Source organism: Empedobacter falsenii, assembly GCF_013488205.1.
In the GTDB taxonomy this organism is placed as follows: domain Bacteria; phylum Bacteroidota; class Bacteroidia; order Flavobacteriales; family Weeksellaceae; genus Empedobacter; species Empedobacter falsenii_C.
Genome location: NZ_CP040908.1, coordinates 796,232 through 815,054 on the forward strand (window position 1 = coordinate 796,232; position 18,823 = coordinate 815,054).

The window sequence follows — 18,823 nt, forward strand, 5'->3', positions numbered from 1 at the left end:
TTTTTTTAATTACCTCCAAATTTCATACTAATAGGTGTACCCGTATAACTTGGTATTAATGAAAAAGGATCGAAAGAGTTTTCATTGGGAGAATTTTCCGAGCCTTTTCTTTTAACTGAAAATTTATAATATCCAGAAATAATTAATCCCGAGAATTTGGTTTCCCATTCTAAGCTTGGGTCTTTTTCTGTTCCTTTTTTAGGTGTTATTTTAAAATAACAATCTCCTTTTATACCTGATTCAAAAATTATTTCGGTTGTTGTTACAATTTTGATTTTTGTATCAAAACTTATTTCTAATTTCCCTCCAAATGTACCCGATACATTAAGATTGAGGTCAAGATTAGATTCTTCTGTTATACAGTCTTGTTGATATTTAATTGCCGCTTCATCCAAATCTAATTTAGCGTAAAATGTAAGGTCTATCCTGTAATTAATAGAAAGTGTGTTCAAAGAAATTTTCTCTAGTAACCACGTTGTTAAATCTAAGGCTGTTATTAATTTCCCATAAACAGGTATTTTGTCTGCAAGAGCAAGAAGGTCTATTCGTAGGTCTCCACCAATTAGAGGGACGCATTTAACACGTCCTGCCAATTCTATCGAAAGATTATTATTGCTATTGTTTATGTATTTCCATCCTACACCTACAGAGGGAGCGGGAGGTAGAAGAGATAAACTCATTAAACTTCTTCTCCCTGCTAATACAGGAGGTAAAGTTTCAGAGGCTTCTTTTGCATCCTTTGCTCCTGCGATAGTCTCAGCTAAATCATATATATCTTTTAAAATAGATAATATTTTTCTATATTTTTCGGAGAATTTCCAGCTTAATTCGTCACTTTTACCACCATCATAGATTGCTTTAACACTCAATCCAAAATTAGATTTTACATCTCCAAAATATCTGTTAGCAGCAGTTCCTATTTTCTTTTTCCCGTCTGCTGTATTTTTATTTGCATCATTCTCCTCTCTTTTTAGCTCTGCCAAAGCAACTCTATCTTTAGGGCGTACAATATCTCCTATTTTTGTATTATCCCTTACTTCTGTTTTTTCTGTACCATATATGTCATAAGTAGGAGAAGAGTTACCATACCAAACAGGATCTGGAGTGTTGTAAAAGAAATTAATATTCCATTCAATATCAGGAACAATCATCACGTGTATAATATGTTGATATCTACACGAAGAAGCTTGGACAACTAAGTTATTGACGACTTTTTTGTTATTCTTTCCTATCCAAAAATAATCGACTAAATTTAATACACCGAAATTGAAACTAGCTACCGCTTTAATTTCTTTTGGAGTATTTTCAATTATCCTAACATTGGTTGGAGTTTTAGTTTTATCGTAACTGAAAATATTTTTCGCATGATCGTTTGTTTTTCCGTGATATCTACAATCATCTGTAACAATATTATCATTTACATTTAATGTAAAATCCTTAGGAGTGCTACCTACTATCATTCCAAAATTTAGAATATTAGAACCTCTAAAACCAGCAACTTCTTTGAATAGATAAATACTTTTTTTCGCTTCCTTTTCCTTGTAATTTATCAATATTTCTGTATAAGTACAGGGATGAAAACGAGCTATATTTGTTTCTATATTTCCGACAAGAACAGGATTATTTGTTATTTCTTTAGGAGTATCATAGTCATCACCTTCATTTGATACCTTTAAATAATTTTTAGGATATTCTGTAAAAACTTTTTCCGATTTTAATATTCTTATAGAAGGAAAAATCTCTAGATTTTTCCCTGCTAAAGCTTCCCATACCCGATCTATTTTCACTTGAATCTCGGTCTTTTGGATATATGAAGCATTATTCTCTTTTTCATTATTAATAGAATGAGAAACATTTTCTTTTTTTGCTTCAAAACTTTTCGTTTCAAAAATATCTACTTCTCTTGTAAATCGATCACTCGTACCAATTGTTAATTTATCATTTGGATCTATTAAATCATGATCATATAATAAAACTTCGATTTCTTCTCCAAACAAAGATTCTGTATAGATATGAAGCAAGACTTCAGAACCAAATTTTACAGTTTTCCCTTTAAGCGAATTGTAATTAAAATCAGTCCATTCAATATCTAGTATTTTAGGTGTACCTAAAGCCTGAACAAATAAACCAAATGGTTTTACACCCTTAGGGAGTTTTTTTTCATGGTAAGCTTCTAAATAAGCCATCCCACCTCCTTCTAATACTTTCGGGAAATTTAGTTTTATTTTTTCATGCTCAATGCCTTTCGTAAAAGAATCATTATGATTTAGATCTTTTGCTTCAATTTTATTTCGAGCAACAATCCACGCCCAATTTACATCGTTATATTTTTTTCTTATCTCTTCTAACGATTTTGTATAATTATCATGGCGTAATTTTTCATTAGCATTCCAATTTTCTAGAAGCTTTTCATGCGACCAACCTTGTTTTTGTCTTTTTTCCCATGCATCTTTTGATTTATTAATGTGATCAGAGAATATTTTGTCAATTTCTTTGATTTCTTTTACATATTCTTCAACATAAATATAAAAATCACCAGCATCTTTTAGAACTAAAGAACCAAAGTCATTATAAAATTCACCTATAAGAGGCGATGTTTCATAAACTTTTACGTGTAATTCGTCACCCATTGCTAGTGTTTTTAATGAAAAGAATCTCTTTTTTGTTATCGTCTAAATCTATGAATGGGAATAGTTCATTTACAACTTCTGGGCGAGCATTTTTTATATTATTTTTAGAGAGTTCCGCTGTCTGTCCATGATTAATTATAGTAATACAATCTTTACTTCCTATAGGACATGTAGCTTTACTATCTTCTAATAATACTTTTCCGTTGTTATCTTCTAGCGTTATTTTTTCGTAGAATCCGCTCCACGCTGTTACTGTAACTTGACATGGGTTGTTATTTAACTTTGCACAATTTCCAAACGAGTTTTTTTCAAAAGGTTTTCCGATTTCTTTATCAGTAACAGTAAGTTTTTCTTTACCTTCTTTATCGTTAATGTAGTGTCGACCTTGTGTCTTTACCTTAAGTTTGTCAGGTATAGTTCCAAAATTGCATTTACAGATTGCTCCTTGGCAGACTAAATGTTTTTGTTTCATAATTTTAGGAGTAGGTTAATTCAAATTTATGAAAGTTTATTCTAATTCAAAAATTTCAAACGCAATTTTAAAATCTTGATCTTTATCATAAATTGAAACTTCCCCAACAATAGAATAAATAGTATTAAAATCACGATTTAGTTTATATATAATACTTAATTCTCCATTCTTATCAATATTCGTCCCTTCTATATTTAAGATTATTTTGTTTTGAAATGAATATTCTTTGTCTAAGGACATTAAACAGTTGAACTCTATATTTTCTTTAATACTTGGAATATGGAAATCTAACGTTTTGTGTTTTTTATAATCATTGTATTCTTCGTATATAGGTGCAAAAAATACGTTAAAAAAAAGATTATTATTGAGTAAACTAATGTTATTATTTATATCGAAAAAAATGTAATCTACTTTATTTAAAATATTAATTGAAATATCACTTTTATAATAAGTATCCAAAGAAGGTTTTATATCTTGTTCCCAACGAGTTTTAATGTCAGCATCATTAAAAATAGTATTAATTTCACCATTGTCTTTCAAAATCAATTTAAGTGGATACAATGTATTACTAGCTTGCTGTATAAGTTGTTCTACTAATAAATCAGCTTCTTCATTATTGAAAAATGACTTATCTTTAATAACCTCTGTATATAAATTGTTTTTACTTATGCTCAATTCATAATGAATACTTAGATTCTTCGGTATAAAATTTATTAAGACTCCATATTTTTTAGAATAATTAATAGAAGGAGCTTTTATACCCTTTTCAGACAATTGTCTCTCTTTCCAAGTGTTATAAATAGGAATAGGTAAATAAATATAAGGAATATAATTAACAAGGGTAGTAGGAATAAATTCTTGAAAAGAGCAATGTTGATTATGGAAATTTCTTAAATCATTTGCATTTATTCTATATTTTTTTTCTAACTCTTCTAAGTCAAAAAGGCCTTCTATTTTAATTTTTATATAATTATCTTTATGATTCATAATTTAGGTAATAGTAATTGGTTTATAAATATATAACGCAAAATCAAAGATTTAAGTTATAATCTTCCAAAAAAAATAATAATTTATAATTATGGCTTATAAATTTATTGAATCATATAAATATCATTGATAATAAGGATTATTATAGTAATTATTTATATCAAAATTATATCAAAACAATGGTAAAAGATGGTGATTTCAAAGTGTAACAAAAACGATAAATAACTAATAATCAATATAATTAAATAAAAAAAGCACCTTTTAAAAGGTGCTTTTGTGGTCCCACTTGGGCTCGAACCAAGGACTTGCTGATTATGAGTGGGCGTAATGAAACTTTCAAATTGTTTCATTTATATTCATAACTACTGAAAGTCAATATTTTAAAAATATTAAAAATTATTTTTGATTTCATTCAAATAGATAATACAGTACAATATGTTGTCTGAATGTTATACCTATAAAAATTTATGTATGAAATCAAGTATTAAAATCGTTTGCAAAAAAAATGCGCTAGCTGATGGTAAATTTCCAATCTATTTAAGAATTACGATTGATAGAAAATCTAAATTCTATAAAATCCCTTATTCTTGTGATTTAAGAGAATGGAATGAAGCAAAAGGTAGATTCAATTCTAAAAATTCAAATTATCATCAATCAAATAGAGTATTAAGTAGATTTGAGGATGACGCTTCTAAAATTCTCAACGAACTCCTTGAGTATAAAAATACATTTACATTAATAGAATTTGATAATTTATATCGTCAAAATTCTATTGATAATAATAATTTTATTGAATTTTTAGAATTTAGAATAAAGCAATTATATGAATCAAAACAAATAAGTTATAGTGATTCTCATAATGATACTTTAATTTCTTTAAGAAAATTTAAAAGCAACATTGATAAATACTCATTTGATGATATTGATTATAACTTCTTATTAAATTATGAAACATTTTTAAGAAAAACTGGATGTAAAGATGGTGGTATTGGAGTATACATGAGAAATATACGTGCAACTTTCAATATTGCAATAAAATCAAAAATTGCAAAACAGGAATTATATCCTTTTAAAGATTACAAAATATCTACTCTTAAATCTCAAAAAATAAAAAAAGCACTAACCAAAGAGCAATTACAAAATTTAATAGATTTTGATATTAAAAAGATTCCTTCAGCAATTAATGCACGATATTTATATTTATTTAGTTTTTATACAAGAGGGATGAATTTTACTGATTTAGCAGAATTAAGATGGGGTGAAATAGAATATAGTAAATTTTCTTACAAAAGAAATAAAACAGGGATCAACATTCGTGTAAAAATTCCAGAAAACGATATTACAAACGAAATATTGAAATTCTACAAAGAATATCGTCCTTTTACTACCGATTACATTTTTCCAATACTAAAAAAAGATATTCTTGATTATAATGAAGAAGAGTTATTTAATCGAAAACATAGTGTTAGAAGCTATTACAACAAACAATTAAAGCTAATATTTAAAGAACTAAAAATTGACACAAAAATAAATTTCTATACTGCTCGCCATACTTTTGCTACATTATCTTTAAGAAATGGTGTTCAAGTTTCTAAAATTAAACAGGCTCTTGGTCATCAATCTATTAAAACTACTGAATCTTACTTAGAAGATTTTAAAGATTATGAAATTGATGAAGCTTTTGAGAATTTGATTTAGAAGACTATCGATTATAAAAGATTCTATATAAAACATATAAAGTAATAGATAATGGTATTAGTTATAATCTAATAACATTATCTATATTATATCTACTAAATTTTTAAATTATCATCTAAAATTGACAACTTTATCTTTCCTAGTTTATCTGAGTCATAATCTTTTATAGTTTCTTCAATATTTATAAATAGAGATGTATAAATAATTCCAGCTCTTATAGTTTTCATTAACTTTAAAGTTTTTTCAATAAAATACTCTCTCTCTATAATATATGTAAAACCATCCTCTGATATTCCTGATCTTCCAAATTCTATAATTTTAAATGATTTATGTTCAATGAAATTTCTAATAGTTGAAAGCTCTTTAGCTTCTGGTTCTAAATATGAATGTAATTCTTCTTTTTCAAAAAAATCTTTATAAAGCCAAAACAGTCCTCTTAATGCCCAATTTTGGCTTTGTTCTATTAAAGGATTAAGTTTTCCTTTTTTTGAATACCATATTTTTCTGTAAGTAACTTCATGAGAATTATATCCTAATTTTAAATATACATTAATTAAATATGCTATTTTATCTAAAATAGAATATAATGTCCTAAATGCTAATTTTGTTTTCTCTACATTATAAGAGTGTAATGAATAATCAAGTAAATCTATAATAACCGTTTCTCTATCACTAAAATGGGGGGATTGATTAACTACAGAATCGTAAAAAAGAAATCTAGCAGAACAAAATTCTTGCTTTATCTGATTAAAAATAGTATGATATTTATAAATATCTGAATCTAATTTTCCCACAATTATTGTTGGAAGACACAAGATATCATGAGCAATGTACGTTGTCAAAATAAATGGGACACCTCTTTCTAAAAATTAAGAGAGGGTTTGGTTTATAAATTTATTATTTTTTCTTGAAAATACAATTGCCTTCTTTTGGCAATCGTTTGCCGTTTAATAATTGCTCTTTGTTCTAAAATTTTATCTGCTCTACCAAAATATACATCTGAAGGTGTAAGGTTGTTCAAAGCCTCATGATACCTGCAATTGTTATAGTTTTCTACAAACTTATTTAAGGCTTCAATCAGCTCATCAGGATGGTAATAATGATCCAGTTTTACTACATTTTTCATCGTTCTGTGGTACCTTTCGATTTTCCCTTGCGTTTGAGGATGCAGAGGCTTTCCTCTAACATGTTTCATTTTTTGAGTATTTTTCAAGTAATCTTTTAACTCACTTGATACATAACAAGGTCCATTATCAGATAATAATTTTGGTTTCTGTTTCGTTTTTAATTTCGCTTTTTCAATAGCTGTTTTTACAGTTCTTTTCACATCTTCAGCTTTCATTGAACTGCATAATTCCCAATGAATAATATATCGGCTGTAATCGTCTAAAATCGTGCTCAAATAATACCATCCCCATCCAATAATTTTAAAATAAGTAAAATCTGTTTGCCACATTTGATGAACAAAATTCGTTTTATCTTTAAATTCATTCGCTGCTGAAATCAGAATGTGATTGGGCGCTGGAATTAAATCTCGTTGCTTCAATATCCGATAAACACTCGATTCCGATATATAAATCCCTAATTCATCGGTCATTTTAAAAGCCAGTTCTCTAGCAGATAATTCAGGATAATCCAAAGCTAATTCTACAATTAAATCTTTCTGAGATTCAGGAATACTATTCCATTTTCGATGCATTGAATAACGTTTAGATTCTAAACCCTCAAATCCATTTTCTAGATAATTTGAATACCATTTGTAAAATGTACTTCGTGCTATTCCAAATTCCTCTAAAGTACGTTTAACTCCAATTTCTGAACGAGTTACAGTCTGAATTATTTCATATTTTTCACTTGCTGATAATCGCATATATTTCTTAAATTTATTGATTAATCCAACGAATCCAAGGTTTTTTTTACGATATCATAACGCACAACTAAATCGGCTACAATCTCTTTTAATTGTAAATTTTCTTTGCGGAGATCAGAAACTTCATCACTTGTTGCTTCACGTGTAATATCACCAGATAATCGCTTTTTACCAGCTTCTAAAAACTCTTTGTTCCACTTATAAAATTGAGATTGTGAAATAGCATATTTGCGACAAAGTTCAGCTACTGAAATCTCAGCACGTAAGGCTTCCATCACAATTAAAATCTTTTGTTCCGCTGTAAATATTCGTCTTGTGTTTTGACGAATATCTTTTACAAATTTTTCAGGAGTTTTCTTTTTTGAATTTGCCATAATTAAAATTAATGCTTTTAAAAACACTATCTTAAATTTTAGGTCTTAGATGTCCACTTTTTGCTGACGATTTACATTCTTTTCGAGATTATTTCTTTCTCAACACTTCGTTTTCAAATTTGACACCATTCCAACCGTTCTTCATAAATTGACGAATGTTGTTGTGGTCTGTTCCTTCTGGCGTATCTAAAACCGCTTGATAATGTTCGGCAAATAATTTTAATGTATCATCTTCAGAAAAATTATTCAATTTTGCGAACGCAAAAACTTTAGCACTTCCTTGATTTTGATCTACAGCATTTTCCTGATTTCCATTTACAAAAGCAGAAGCAGTATAAGTATAATTTTCTTCAATATGCGCGATAACATCCGCAAAATTAGCTTCGTTTTGGTTTAATTTTTCTAAAATCATTGTATCTTTTTGTCAAAAATAAGAACTTATTTTGAATACAATAAATCATTAAGTATGTTAATTTTTTTATGCGCTCAAATACTTAACGAATGTTTAACAACTTTCTGTCTATTAATTAATTAGATTTATAATTATTAACCAAATAAAATAAATTTTATGTTTGAAAGAAGGCAATTTAATTATGAAACGTCAAGTGTTGCGCTACGTGAACTTGCGGAAAAAGGATATCAAGAAGATTTTAATTTATTAGAAAGTGATTTGATTGATCATCCGCACGATTTTAGAATTATTTATATCTATCGTTACGAAGGAAATTCGAACCCTGAAGATGAATCAAGTGTTTACGGAATCGAAAAAATATCGACAGGAGAAAAAGGAGTTTTAGTTGCAGGCAATTTGGGATTTGTACAAACAAATTTAGCATCGATACTTATCCAATTAGAAATTGAGGGCAGAGGTAGAATTCTGAACAACTAAAAACAAAAGCATGAATCAACTACTAAATATTACCATTAAAATATAAAAAAGCGTTACCAAGAAAATTGATAACGCTTTTTTTATTTTTTCGAATAAATTCAACTTCCAAAAGAAAGTTAATCGTTTTCTATTTTTAGTAATAGTCTATATTCAGAAAAACGATGCTCGCGAATAGGTCGTGTAAAAGGTTCTGTTTTGAAATATAAAACTAAACATGGAGAAATATTTTTATATTTTTCTACAAACTCAAACGAAACTAATTCACCATTCTTTATTCGCTGTTTTATTTTGTTGTGATAAGGATACATTTTCCTTTTTATAAAATATTACTTCGCTTTTCTACATAAAACCTTGAACGGAATAGAAAATGCACTATTATATTTTGATTTCAAACGACGAATATCTCTCGAAGCAGATGCTCTTGTAAAATAATCTCCAACTAAAACGCGATAGTCTGGTGAGAAATAAGCTGTTTGCGATGATAAGTCAGGATAAGAACGTGCAAATTCATTTCTTACCTTCTCTGCATCTTTTCTATCTTTCGAATAATAAATCTGAATTTTGAAACCATTAACCTGTGGTGTACCTGCGCAAGGATCATTAGATTGTATAACTGGTTTTTTCTCTGTCGGTTTCTTTACAGTAGTGGTATAACTACAAACAGCATCTTCTTTTGCTTTTAATACATTATTTATTCTACTATCAATTTCCATATTCAATGTACCATTATTGATGATTTGAATAGTATCAATTTTATCTTGAGCAAAAACACAAGAAGAAAAAGTAATAAGGAATAAAAAGATAAATTTTTTCATAAGATGAAATTAATTTGTGCAAATATACTTTTTACAATTAAGTTATTAAATTTTATAGACTTTTATTTTCTTACAACGAATATTGTTCCAATTTTTTTTAACAATCAAATATTTGATTGTTGTTTCGTAAAATCGATTGGCAGATTATAATAAAAACAATAATGATTATTTTTTAAATTATGTTAAATAGCAATTTTTCTTGTTCTAAATCTTTTCTATCAAATCAAATAGATAATATTTATACAGCAATATTTTTTAACAATTAATTTAGAAACGTTTTAAATTAAGCTCAATGACAAAGTTCAGTATGTAAACTTTATGATTTTATTAAGTATTGAAGCTATTTTTGCTGTTAGTTAAGTGTTCAAATAAAAACGAGTTAAAAGAAACAACGAACTGAGATTATTTAAGTAAATGAAGGCAAGATTTCTAAAAAGAATACGTTTATGGAGCTGCGCGATAATACTATCGACGTTCTCCTTAGCAAATGCCCAAGATGCAGGTAAAGGTTACGAATTATTCGAAGCCAACTGTACTGCATGTCACCAGATTGATGGTAAATTAATTGGGCCGGAATTACGTAATGTTGAGAAACGCGTACAAGAAGAAGCTGGACTTGGAAAAGAGTGGTTACACTCTTGGATTAAGGACAACAAAGCTTTACGTGCGTCTGGAGATGCGTATGCAAACAAAATTTTCGCTGAGTACAATAACACTGAAATGTTAGCTTTTCCTAACTTATCTGATGGTGATATTGATAATATTCTAGCGTATACTGCCGATCCTGATGGTGGTAAAAAGGCTTTTGATGATGCAAAAGCTGCAAAAAAGAAAGAAGCTGCTGCTGCTAAAGCTGCTGCTGCCGGAAACGGAGGTGGTGCTGGAACAGGAGTTATCGCAGTTGGATTTGTTGTATTAGCAGCATTATTATTGTGGATTTTGGTTCGCGTTAATGCATTAGTTAAAGCAACTGCAACTGATGATTTAGATTCTAAAGAAGAAAAAGCTGCTTTTTCTTTCGCAAACTTCTTCCAAAAATACCAAAAAGTTGGTGGTGTGTTAATCGCAGTATTAGCATTCTTTGCATTGTACAACGTGTATTGGGGATTAATGGGAATTGGTGTTGATAAAGGTTACGAGCCAGAACAACCAATTTATTTCTCTCACAAAGTTCACGCAGGTGTACAAGGTATCGACTGTCAGTACTGTCACAGTTCTGCTAAATACGGTAAAGTGTCTGGAATTCCTTCACCAAACGTATGTATGAACTGTCACAAAACAATCAAAGAATACAAAGGAGATTACTTCGAAGAAGAATTAATCACTTCTGGTAAATTCGCTGATGAGGAAGCAGTTAAGAACTTCTATACAGGAGAAATCCAAAAAATGTATAAAGCTATTGGATGGAATCCAGAAACGAACAAATACGATGGTCCGCAAAAACCAATCGAATGGGTACGTATCCACAATATGCCAGATTTCGTATTCTTTAGCCACGCACAACACGTTGTAGCTGGAGAGAAAGCGATTAAGAAAGCAATTAAAGATGGAACTATTCCAAATGCTAAAGAATTGAACATTGGATCAGGAGACCAAGTTTGTTTCGCATGTCACGGACGTGTTGATGAAATGAACGAAGTAAAAATGGCGAATGATTTCACAATGGGATGGTGTATCGAGTGTCACAGAACTACTGAGGTAGATATGGACAACGAGTATAACAAAGAATATTACGCAGAACTACACGAAAAACTGAAAAAACAGTACGGTGACGCAACTAAGATTACAGTTGATGCTATCGGAGGTTTAGAGTGTGGTAAATGTCATTATTAATATAAAAAAGAGAGGAGTATAAATGGCTTCGAAGAAAAATTACTGGAAAAGTTTTGAGGAGTTAACTGACAATACATTAAATGAAAAGTTAACTACCAACGAATTTGCAGAAGAAATTCCTGTAGATAATTTCTTAGGGAATGATAACGCCATGGAGAATAGTCAAACTTCACGACGTGACTTTTTGAAGATTTTAGGGTTCAGTACAGCTGCTGTTACTTTAGCAGCCTGTGAAGCTCCAATCGTAAAATCTGTTCCTTATGTAGTGAAACCAGAAAACATTATGCCTGGTGTACCTACTTATTATGCATCTACAATTTTTGATGGATACGATTACGCGAACGTATTAGTACGTACAAGAGAAGGTCGTCCAATTAGAATTGATGCAAACAAAGGCGCAAAATATTATGGTTCTACAAATGCACGTGTTCAGGCATCTGTATTATCATTATACGATTCTGATAAAATAAAATCACCTTTAACAAACGCAGGTGAAAACTTCAAAGCAACATCTTGGAAAGAGCTTGATGCACGTGTAACAAAAGCATTAGCATCAGTAGGAGGGAAAAAAGTAGTTATTTTAACTTCTTCTTTACCTTCACCAACAACTAAAAAGTTGATTGCTGAGTTTGCAACAAAATATCCAACAACTCAACACGTTGTTTATGATGCAATTTCTTCTACGAATGCATTAGATGCAGCGCAAGAAGTTTACGGAAAAAGAGAATTGCCATTCTACGATCTTAAGAATGCTGAATTAGTTGTTTCTTTCAACGCAGATTTCTTAGGTGATTACAATGGTGGTGGAATGGAAGGTGATTATGGTGTTGCTCGTAAACCAGGAGCAAACATGATGCGTCACATCCAAGTAGAATCTGTTTTATCTTTAACAGGTGCAAATGCTGATACACGTTATCCATTAAAACCAACTGATACTGAAAAAGTATTGGCTGAAGTTTATAATAAATTAGCAGGTGGTTCAGCTTCTTCTAAAGAAGCATTAGCTATTGCTGCTGAATTAACAGCAAAAGGTTCTAAAGCGGTTGTTATGGCAGATGGTTCGAAAGAAGCATACGCAATTGCATACGCAATTAATCAATTGTTAGGATCAGCTGCAGTTTCTGATAAAGCTGTTTTATTAAAAGAGTCTAACGATGCTGTATTTAATCAATTTGTTGCAGAAGCTAAAGCTGGACAAGTTGGGGTTTTATTAAACTTCCAAACAAATCCAATTTACAATGCTAAAAATGCAAAAGAAATTGAAGCAGCTTTCAAAAACATTGGACTTAAAGTTGGTTTAGTTGAAAAATTAGACGAAACTGCATCAGTAATGGACGTTATTGCTCCAGTTACTCACGGTTTAGAGTCTTGGAATGATTTCAACCCATTAACAGGTGTATATTCATTACAACAACCAACAATTCCACGTGTATTTGATTCTCGTCAATTCCAAGATTCATTAATCGCATGGATGACAGGAGTAACTAAAGTAACAGAAGTAGAAGATCCAAATGATCCAATTATGGTGATGGCGGTTTCTGCAACAAGACAAAAAGTTTCTCCATATTACTTATATGTAAAACAAAACTGGGAATCAGCTATTTTACCAAAATTAGGTGTAGATTTCAACAAAGCATTATACAATGGTTATAATGAAACGACTGAAACATCTGCATTTACTGCTAACACTGGTGTTGCTGCAGCGGCTGCTACAAAATTAGCTGGAGCTAAAGCAACAGAATGGGAAATTCAATTCTATTCTAAAGCTGGTTTAGGAGATGGTACACAAGCAAACAATCCTTGGTTACAAGAATTACCAGATCCAATTACACGTAACTCTTGGGATAACTATTTAACAGTTAATCCAAATGATGCGGAAAAATTAGGAATCAAAATTCAAGATAACTACAACGTTACAAACGGAAGAATGCAATTTGACGGTGAGTATGTAAACTTAACTGTTAATGGAGTAGTTTTAGAAAACGTTCCAGTATTCATCCAACCAGGTCAAGCAATCGGAACTGTAGGTTTAGCTTTCGGTTATGGTCGTACAAAAGCTGGTAAAGTTGCAAACAATGTAGGGGTTAATGCTTTCGCATTATATACTGGTAACGTAGGTGCATCTAATGTTAAGATTGAAAAATCTTCTCGTTCAGATAAACACGAATTTGCTAACATGCAACAACAACCAACATTGATGGGACGTTACGAAATTGCAAGAGAAGTTTCTTTAGCAGATTTCATCAACACAGATCGTCAAGAATGGAATCCAGTTGCGAAGATGCCAACATGGAGAGGAGATTCTCCAGTAGGTGAAGTTGACTTATGGGCTAGTTTTGATCGTTCTACAGGACCTCACTTCAATTTAACAATTGATATGAACTCTTGTACAGGATGTGGAGCGTGTGTGATTGCTTGTCAAGCAGAAAACAACGTACCAACTGTTGGTAAAGAGCAAATGCGTATGTCGAGAGATATGTATTGGTTAAGAATTGACCGTTACTACTCTGATGTTACTTACCAAGATAAAGACGGAAAATTAACTCAAAAAGTTGCGTTAGAATCTGATCCAGATAACGAACCACAACAATATACACGTTTAATTAAGCCAGAGGCTGAAAATCCAGATGTGATTTTCCAACCATTAATGTGTCAACACTGTAACCACGCTCCTTGTGAGACTGTGTGTCCAGTAGGTGCAACATCTCATGGTCGTCAAGGTCAAAACATGATGGCTTATAACCGTTGTGTTGGTACTCGTTACTGTGCAAATAACTGTCCTTACAAAGTACGTCGTTTCAACTGGTTTAACTGGGCGAACAATGACAAATACGACTTCCACATGAACAATGATTTAGGTCGTATGGTACTTAACCCAGACGTTGTTGTACGTACACGAGGAGTAATTGAGAAATGTTCATTCTGTATCCAACAAACTCAAGCTGCAATCTTAAAAGCTAAGAAAGAGAACAGAGTAGTTAAAGACGAAGAGTTTATGGCTGCTGCTGCTTGTGCTGCTGCTTGTGGAACAGGTGCGATGAAATTTGGTGATATCAATGATGATAAATCTGAAGTAAGAGCTGCATCGAAAGATAAACGTTCTTATGTTTTATTAGAAGAAATTGGTACAAAACCAAACGTTATCTATCAAGTAAAAGTTAGAAACAGAAAAGAACAAGCTTAATTAAATTAGTAAAGAATTAATAAGGTAAACAAATATGTCACATTACGAATCACAGGTAAGAGAACCCCTTATTTTAGGACATAAAACCTACCACGATATCACAGTAGACATTGCTCGTCCAATTGAGACGCCAGCAAGTAAGTTGTGGTGGACATGTTTCAGTATAGCAATGGTTGCATTCATCTTTGGTGTTGGAGCAATTGCTTATACAGTAGGAACTGGTATTGGTGTATGGGGATTGAATAGAACGATTAACTGGGGATGGGATATCACCAACTTCGTATGGTGGGTAGGTATCGGTCACGCTGGTACGTTAATCTCAGCCGTTTTATTATTATTCCGTCAAAAATGGAGAATGTCGGTTAACCGTTCTGCGGAAGCCATGACAATCTTCGCCGTTGTACAGGCAGCGTTATTCCCTGTAATTCACATGGGTCGTCCATGGTTAATGTACTGGGTATTCCCAATTCCTAACCAATTTGGATCTTTATGGCCTAACTTTAACTCACCATTATTATGGGACGTATTCGCGATTTCTACGTATTTCTCTGTATCAACAGTTTTCTGGTTGATGGGATTAATTCCTGACTTCGCTATGGTACGTGACCGTGCAACAAAACCATTCGCTAAGAAAATCTACGGAATCTTATCATTCGGATGGGGAGGTGGAGCAAAACATTGGCAACGTTTCGAAGAGTTATCTTTGGTATTAGCTGGTTTATGTACACCATTAGTATTCTCGGTACACACGATTGTATCTTTTGACTTCGCAACGTCGGTAATCAAAGGATGGCACTCAACAGTATATCCTCCATATTTCGTTGCCGGAGCTATTTTCTCTGGTTTCGCGATGGTACAAACATTATTAAGTGTAATGCGTAAAGTTTTACACTACGAAGATTATATCACACGTAAACACATCGAGTACATGAACATTGTAATCGTTGTAACAGGTGGTATGGTTGCAGTAGCATACTTAACAGAGTTATGGATCGCTTGGTATTCAGGATCTCGTTACGAAGACTTTACATACTTCTCTCCAGGAGCAGCAACAGGACCTTATTGGTGGGCATTCTGGGCGTTAATTATCTGTAACGTTTTAGTACCAGGATTATTATGGATTCGTCCAATTAGAAGAAACTTCTTCTGGACATTCGTTATCTCTATCGTAGTTAACATCGGTATGTGGTTCGAGCGTTTTGATATTATCGTTATCAACTTATCTCGTGACTATTTACCATCAAGCTGGACAATGTTTATGCCTTCATGGGTAGACGTAGGTATCTTCTTAGGTACTATGGGATTCTTTTCTGTGTTATACTTATTGTACGCACGTACATTCCCAGTTATTTCACAATCTGAATTAAAAACTATTTTGAAATCATCAGGCGAAAGCTATAAAAAACATCATACTGAAGATGAGCATCACGAACACTAAAATCGTTTATGGTCTTTACGGAGACGATGATGATTTATTAAAAGCAGTAAAATCTATTCGTAAACAAGGTATTACGATAGATGAAGTATATACACCTTTCCCTGTACACGGTTTAGATAAAGCCTTAGGATTAAAGAAAACTCGTATTTCTGACCTTGCTTTCTTCTACGGTGCATTTGGTACAACGTTAGCATCTTTGATGACATGGTTTATTATGAACCATGACTGGGCTCAAGATATTGGAGGGAAACCATCTTTTTCTTGGGGTGAGAATATGCCAGCTTTCGTTCCTATTATGTTCGAGTTGACAGTATTCTGTGCAGCGCACTTTATGTCATTAACATACTTAGTGCGTAATAAAATGTATCCAGGAGCTAAAGCTAAAAATCCAGATCCACGTACAACAGATGATAAATTCTTAATCGAAATCAGAACTGCTGATGTTGAGAAAATCAAAAATGTATTTGTAGAGACTGGTGCTGAAGAAGTAACTGTAAAAGGTGATGTAGTCGTAGAACCAAGTGTTAACAATTTAGTACAAGAAGCATAATGAAAAAGATAGCATTACTTATAGGATTAGGAAGTATTATTATCACTTCTTGTTCTGATAAAAAACGTCACGCAAGTATCGTATATATGCCAGATATGTATTATCCTACGGCATATGATCCTTACGAAAAGGCAACTTTTGGTTACCCTCATGACGAAGAAAATTCTGAAGTTCCTGTATTAAGTAAAAATCACAATATGTCTGCATTAGAATCTGTAGAAGGTGCTGTTGCAAGAACAGATGGTGATATTTTACCATGGACTTACAAAAACAATAACGCTGGTTATGCACAAGCAAAAGCAGTAACTGTTTCTCCTTTGAATGCGGCTAACAAAGCTGCAGATTTAGAAAGAGGTAAGTTATTGTTTGGACAAAACTGTGCAGTTTGTCACGGTGACGCTGGTGATGGACAAGGATCAATCGTAAAATCTAAAGCTTATTCAGGTGTTCCTAATTATAGCGAAAGAGATGTTACAGTAGGTTCTGTTTATCATGTAATTATGTACGGAAAAAATGCGATGGGTTCTTACGCATCTCAATTGACTCCTGCAGACCGTTGGAGAGTTGCTGAATATGTAATGAGTTTGAAAGGTGCTACTACAGCTGCCGCTGCTCCAGCCGGAGAAGCAACTGCTGAAGCAAAACCTGCAACAGAAACTGAAACAGCAACTAATAAATAATAAAATAAGTTAATTATTATGCAATATACATTTTCCCCAAAATTAAAAAATGCATCACTTATCTTAGCTGTTATAGGTGTTGTACTTTACGGGATAGGATTTTTCTTACATCAACAAGATGTTGCTAATTCAACTGAATATATTAACGGTTTGATTGAAGCTCACCCAACTCAATTTTTTGGTGACTACATTTCAGATTCTTATGCATCTATGAATACAGATCATGCTGGACACATGGAGCATTTGACAAATTTATTGAAAAACAGACCTTGGGCAGCTTTCTATGTACCAGCTTATTTATCGTTTGGTATTGCGGCGTCTGCGTTGTTTTTCTTATGTATTCAATTCGTAGCTAACGCTGGTTGGTCTATGGTAGTATCTCGTGTTATGGAGGCTATCGCATCATTTTTACCAGTAGGTTCTGTACTTGTAGCTATCATCGTTTTAGGATCTTATTTTCACATGAATCACTTATTCCACTGGATGGATGCTGATTTAATAAATCCTGATAGCGAGAAGTATGATATCTTCATGGCGAACAAAGCTCAACTTTGGTTAAGCCCTAACTTCTGGTTAGTACGTTGTGTTATTTACTTAGTAGTATTATCTTTAATGTTACCAGTAATTAAAAACGCAACACGTAAATTAGATGAGACAAACGGAGACTTAAAAGTGTACGCTCAATTGTACAAAAAATCAGTAATTTACTTAGTGATTTTCGCAATTTGTTCTGCAGCATTTGCTTGGGATTTCGTGATGTCTTTAGATCCACACTGGTTCTCTTCATTATTTATGTGGTACGGAATGGTTTCATACTTAGTTTCTGCGGTTTCTATTATGGCAATTATTTCTATCTACTTAAAAAGAAAGAACGCTTTACCATTATTTAATGATAACCACTTACATGATTTAACAAAATACATGTTCGGTTTCTCATTATTATGGTCTTACCTATGGTTCTGTCAATTCATGTTACAATGGTACGCAAACATTCCTGAGGAAGCTCAATACTTCCAACAACGTATGGCGCAATACCCATTATATTTCTGGATGTTGATCATTAACTTAGTAGCTCCATTCTTGATTTTAATTTCATCAAGCATGAAACGTCGTTACCAAATCGTTTTCGCGATGGGATTCGTTATCATCTTCGGACACTACTGGGATTTCTACAACCAAATTATGCCAGCAGCTGTTGGACCATTCCACAACTTTGGTTTAATGGAAATTGGAGCATTAGTTGGAATCGGAGGATTATTTACATTCGTAGTTATGAATGCAGTTTCTAAATTAAACTTAGAAGCAAAAGGTCATCCTTACTTCCACGAATCAAAAATTTATGAATATCCTTTCTAATTAGAAAGATGTTATAAAACCTAAAAGCTCGATGCATTTGCATCGAG

15 protein-coding genes and 1 pseudogene are annotated in these 18,823 nt (G+C 32.0%); 8 read left to right on the forward strand and 8 right to left on the reverse strand.

Annotated elements, in window-relative coordinates; translation table 11 throughout:
- Positions 1 to 5 precede the first annotated feature (5 nt).
- Genes FH779_RS03765 through FH779_RS03775 form a run of 3 tightly spaced genes read right to left on the reverse strand, consistent with a single transcriptional unit; the run spans position 6 to position 4,089 of the window.
- Positions 6 to 2,630: a hypothetical protein gene (locus FH779_RS03765; RefSeq protein ID WP_180906112.1), complete on the reverse strand. Its 2,625-nt coding sequence runs from the start codon at positions 2,628 to 2,630 to the stop codon at positions 6 to 8.
- Positions 2,623 to 3,102: a DUF4280 domain-containing protein gene (locus tag FH779_RS03770; protein WP_180906113.1), complete on the reverse strand. Its 480-nt coding sequence runs from the start codon at positions 3,100 to 3,102 to the stop codon at positions 2,623 to 2,625. The genes FH779_RS03765 and FH779_RS03770 overlap by 8 nt, the downstream gene beginning before the upstream one ends.
- Positions 3,103 to 3,138: 36 nt before the next feature.
- The gene (locus tag FH779_RS03775; protein ID WP_180906114.1) at positions 3,139 to 4,089 is read right to left on the reverse strand and encodes a hypothetical protein; all 951 of its coding nucleotides are present in this window, start codon (positions 4,087 to 4,089) and stop codon (positions 3,139 to 3,141) included.
- 471 nt (positions 4,090 to 4,560) lie between these two features.
- Here FH779_RS03775 and FH779_RS03780 point away from each other — a divergent pair, with 471 nt between their 5' ends.
- A complete protein-coding gene (locus tag FH779_RS03780; RefSeq protein ID WP_180906115.1) occupies positions 4,561 to 5,787 on the forward strand; it encodes a site-specific integrase in 1,227 nt (408 codons plus the stop codon).
- Positions 5,788 to 5,882: 95 nt separating this feature from the next.
- On the opposite strand, the gene FH779_RS03785 is transcribed toward FH779_RS03780, so the two are convergent.
- The 3 genes and pseudogenes from FH779_RS03785 to FH779_RS03795 all read right to left on the reverse strand — a co-directional run bounded on the left by FH779_RS03785 (position 5,883) and on the right by FH779_RS03795 (position 8,443).
- Complete coding sequence (locus FH779_RS03785; protein WP_180906116.1) at positions 5,883 to 6,581, reverse strand: LA2681 family HEPN domain-containing protein; 699 nt, start codon at positions 6,579 to 6,581, stop codon at positions 5,883 to 5,885.
- Positions 6,582 to 6,673: 92 nt separating this feature from the next.
- A pseudogene (locus FH779_RS03790) lies at positions 6,674 to 8,031 on the reverse strand (IS3 family transposase).
- 88 nt (positions 8,032 to 8,119) lie between these two features.
- Positions 8,120 to 8,443, reverse strand: a complete 324-nt coding sequence (locus FH779_RS03795) for a HopJ type III effector protein (RefSeq protein WP_180906117.1) — start codon at positions 8,441 to 8,443, stop codon at positions 8,120 to 8,122.
- Positions 8,444 to 8,599: 156 nt separating this feature from the next.
- Between FH779_RS03795 and FH779_RS03800 the strand changes: the two genes are divergently transcribed.
- On the forward strand, positions 8,600 to 8,920 hold the full coding sequence (locus FH779_RS03800; RefSeq protein ID WP_180906118.1) for a hypothetical protein: 321 nt from the start codon (positions 8,600 to 8,602) through the stop codon (positions 8,918 to 8,920).
- 116 nt (positions 8,921 to 9,036) lie between these two features.
- Here FH779_RS03800 and FH779_RS03805 read toward each other — a convergent pair whose 3' ends face one another.
- Complete coding sequence (locus FH779_RS03805) at positions 9,037 to 9,228, reverse strand: hypothetical protein (RefSeq protein ID WP_180906119.1); 192 nt, start codon at positions 9,226 to 9,228, stop codon at positions 9,037 to 9,039.
- 18 nt (positions 9,229 to 9,246) lie between these two features.
- Entirely contained in the window at positions 9,247 to 9,735 is a 489-nt protein-coding gene (locus FH779_RS03810; RefSeq protein ID WP_180906120.1) for an SPOR domain-containing protein, read from the reverse strand.
- Positions 9,736 to 10,149: 414 nt separating this feature from the next.
- Here FH779_RS03810 and FH779_RS03815 point away from each other — a divergent pair, with 414 nt between their 5' ends.
- From FH779_RS03815 to FH779_RS03840, 6 genes are read left to right on the forward strand one after another with little or no spacing between them, the layout of a single operon-like run.
- Complete coding sequence (locus tag FH779_RS03815; RefSeq protein WP_180906121.1) at positions 10,150 to 11,568, forward strand: c-type cytochrome; 1,419 nt, start codon at positions 10,150 to 10,152, stop codon at positions 11,566 to 11,568.
- Between the two features lie 22 nt (positions 11,569 to 11,590).
- On the forward strand, positions 11,591 to 14,752 hold the full coding sequence (locus FH779_RS03820; RefSeq protein ID WP_180906122.1) for a TAT-variant-translocated molybdopterin oxidoreductase: 3,162 nt from the start codon (positions 11,591 to 11,593) through the stop codon (positions 14,750 to 14,752).
- 34 nt (positions 14,753 to 14,786) lie between these two features.
- Positions 14,787 to 16,190 carry an NrfD/PsrC family molybdoenzyme membrane anchor subunit gene (gene nrfD / locus FH779_RS03825; protein WP_038336919.1) on the forward strand — a complete coding sequence of 468 codons (1,404 nt, stop codon included), beginning with the start codon at positions 14,787 to 14,789 and terminating at the stop codon, positions 16,188 to 16,190.
- A complete protein-coding gene (locus FH779_RS03830; RefSeq protein WP_221627898.1) occupies positions 16,171 to 16,740 on the forward strand; it encodes a DUF3341 domain-containing protein in 570 nt (189 codons plus the stop codon). The genes nrfD and FH779_RS03830 overlap by 20 nt, the downstream gene beginning before the upstream one ends.
- Positions 16,740 to 17,420: a c-type cytochrome gene (locus FH779_RS03835; RefSeq protein ID WP_180906123.1), complete on the forward strand. Its 681-nt coding sequence runs from the start codon at positions 16,740 to 16,742 to the stop codon at positions 17,418 to 17,420. The genes FH779_RS03830 and FH779_RS03835 overlap by 1 nt, the downstream gene beginning before the upstream one ends.
- An 18-nt stretch (positions 17,421 to 17,438) precedes the next feature.
- Positions 17,439 to 18,776: a hypothetical protein gene (locus FH779_RS03840; protein WP_180906124.1), complete on the forward strand. Its 1,338-nt coding sequence runs from the start codon at positions 17,439 to 17,441 to the stop codon at positions 18,774 to 18,776.
- The last annotated feature ends 47 nt before the right edge of the window (positions 18,777 to 18,823 follow it).

What these genes read in the sequence shown, in the direction of transcription:
- FH779_RS03765 (WP_180906112.1), bottom strand. Translation starts at nt 2,630, where the DNA reads ATGGGTGACGAATTACACGTAAAAGTTTATGAAACATCGCCTCTTATA.
- FH779_RS03805 (WP_180906119.1), bottom strand. Translation starts at nt 9,228, where the DNA reads ATGTATCCTTATCACAACAAAATAAAACAGCGAATAAAGAATGGTGAA.
- FH779_RS03775 (WP_180906114.1), bottom strand. Translation starts at nt 4,089, where the DNA reads ATGAATCATAAAGATAATTATATAAAAATTAAAATAGAAGGCCTTTTT.
- FH779_RS03810 (WP_180906120.1), bottom strand. Translation starts at nt 9,735, where the DNA reads ATGAAAAAATTTATCTTTTTATTCCTTATTACTTTTTCTTCTTGTGTT.
- nrfD (WP_038336919.1), top strand. Translation starts at nt 14,787, where the DNA reads ATGTCACATTACGAATCACAGGTAAGAGAACCCCTTATTTTAGGACAT.
- FH779_RS03835 (WP_180906123.1), top strand. Translation starts at nt 16,740, where the DNA reads ATGAAAAAGATAGCATTACTTATAGGATTAGGAAGTATTATTATCACT.
- FH779_RS03795 (WP_180906117.1), bottom strand. Translation starts at nt 8,443, where the DNA reads ATGATTTTAGAAAAATTAAACCAAAACGAAGCTAATTTTGCGGATGTT.
- FH779_RS03830 (WP_221627898.1), top strand. Translation starts at nt 16,171, where the DNA reads ATGAGCATCACGAACACTAAAATCGTTTATGGTCTTTACGGAGACGAT.
- FH779_RS03820 (WP_180906122.1), top strand. Translation starts at nt 11,591, where the DNA reads ATGGCTTCGAAGAAAAATTACTGGAAAAGTTTTGAGGAGTTAACTGAC.
- FH779_RS03840 (WP_180906124.1), top strand. Translation starts at nt 17,439, where the DNA reads ATGCAATATACATTTTCCCCAAAATTAAAAAATGCATCACTTATCTTA.
- FH779_RS03780 (WP_180906115.1), top strand. Translation starts at nt 4,561, where the DNA reads ATGAAATCAAGTATTAAAATCGTTTGCAAAAAAAATGCGCTAGCTGAT.
- FH779_RS03800 (WP_180906118.1), top strand. Translation starts at nt 8,600, where the DNA reads ATGTTTGAAAGAAGGCAATTTAATTATGAAACGTCAAGTGTTGCGCTA.
- FH779_RS03770 (WP_180906113.1), bottom strand. Translation starts at nt 3,102, where the DNA reads ATGAAACAAAAACATTTAGTCTGCCAAGGAGCAATCTGTAAATGCAAT.
- FH779_RS03815 (WP_180906121.1), top strand. Translation starts at nt 10,150, where the DNA reads ATGAAGGCAAGATTTCTAAAAAGAATACGTTTATGGAGCTGCGCGATA.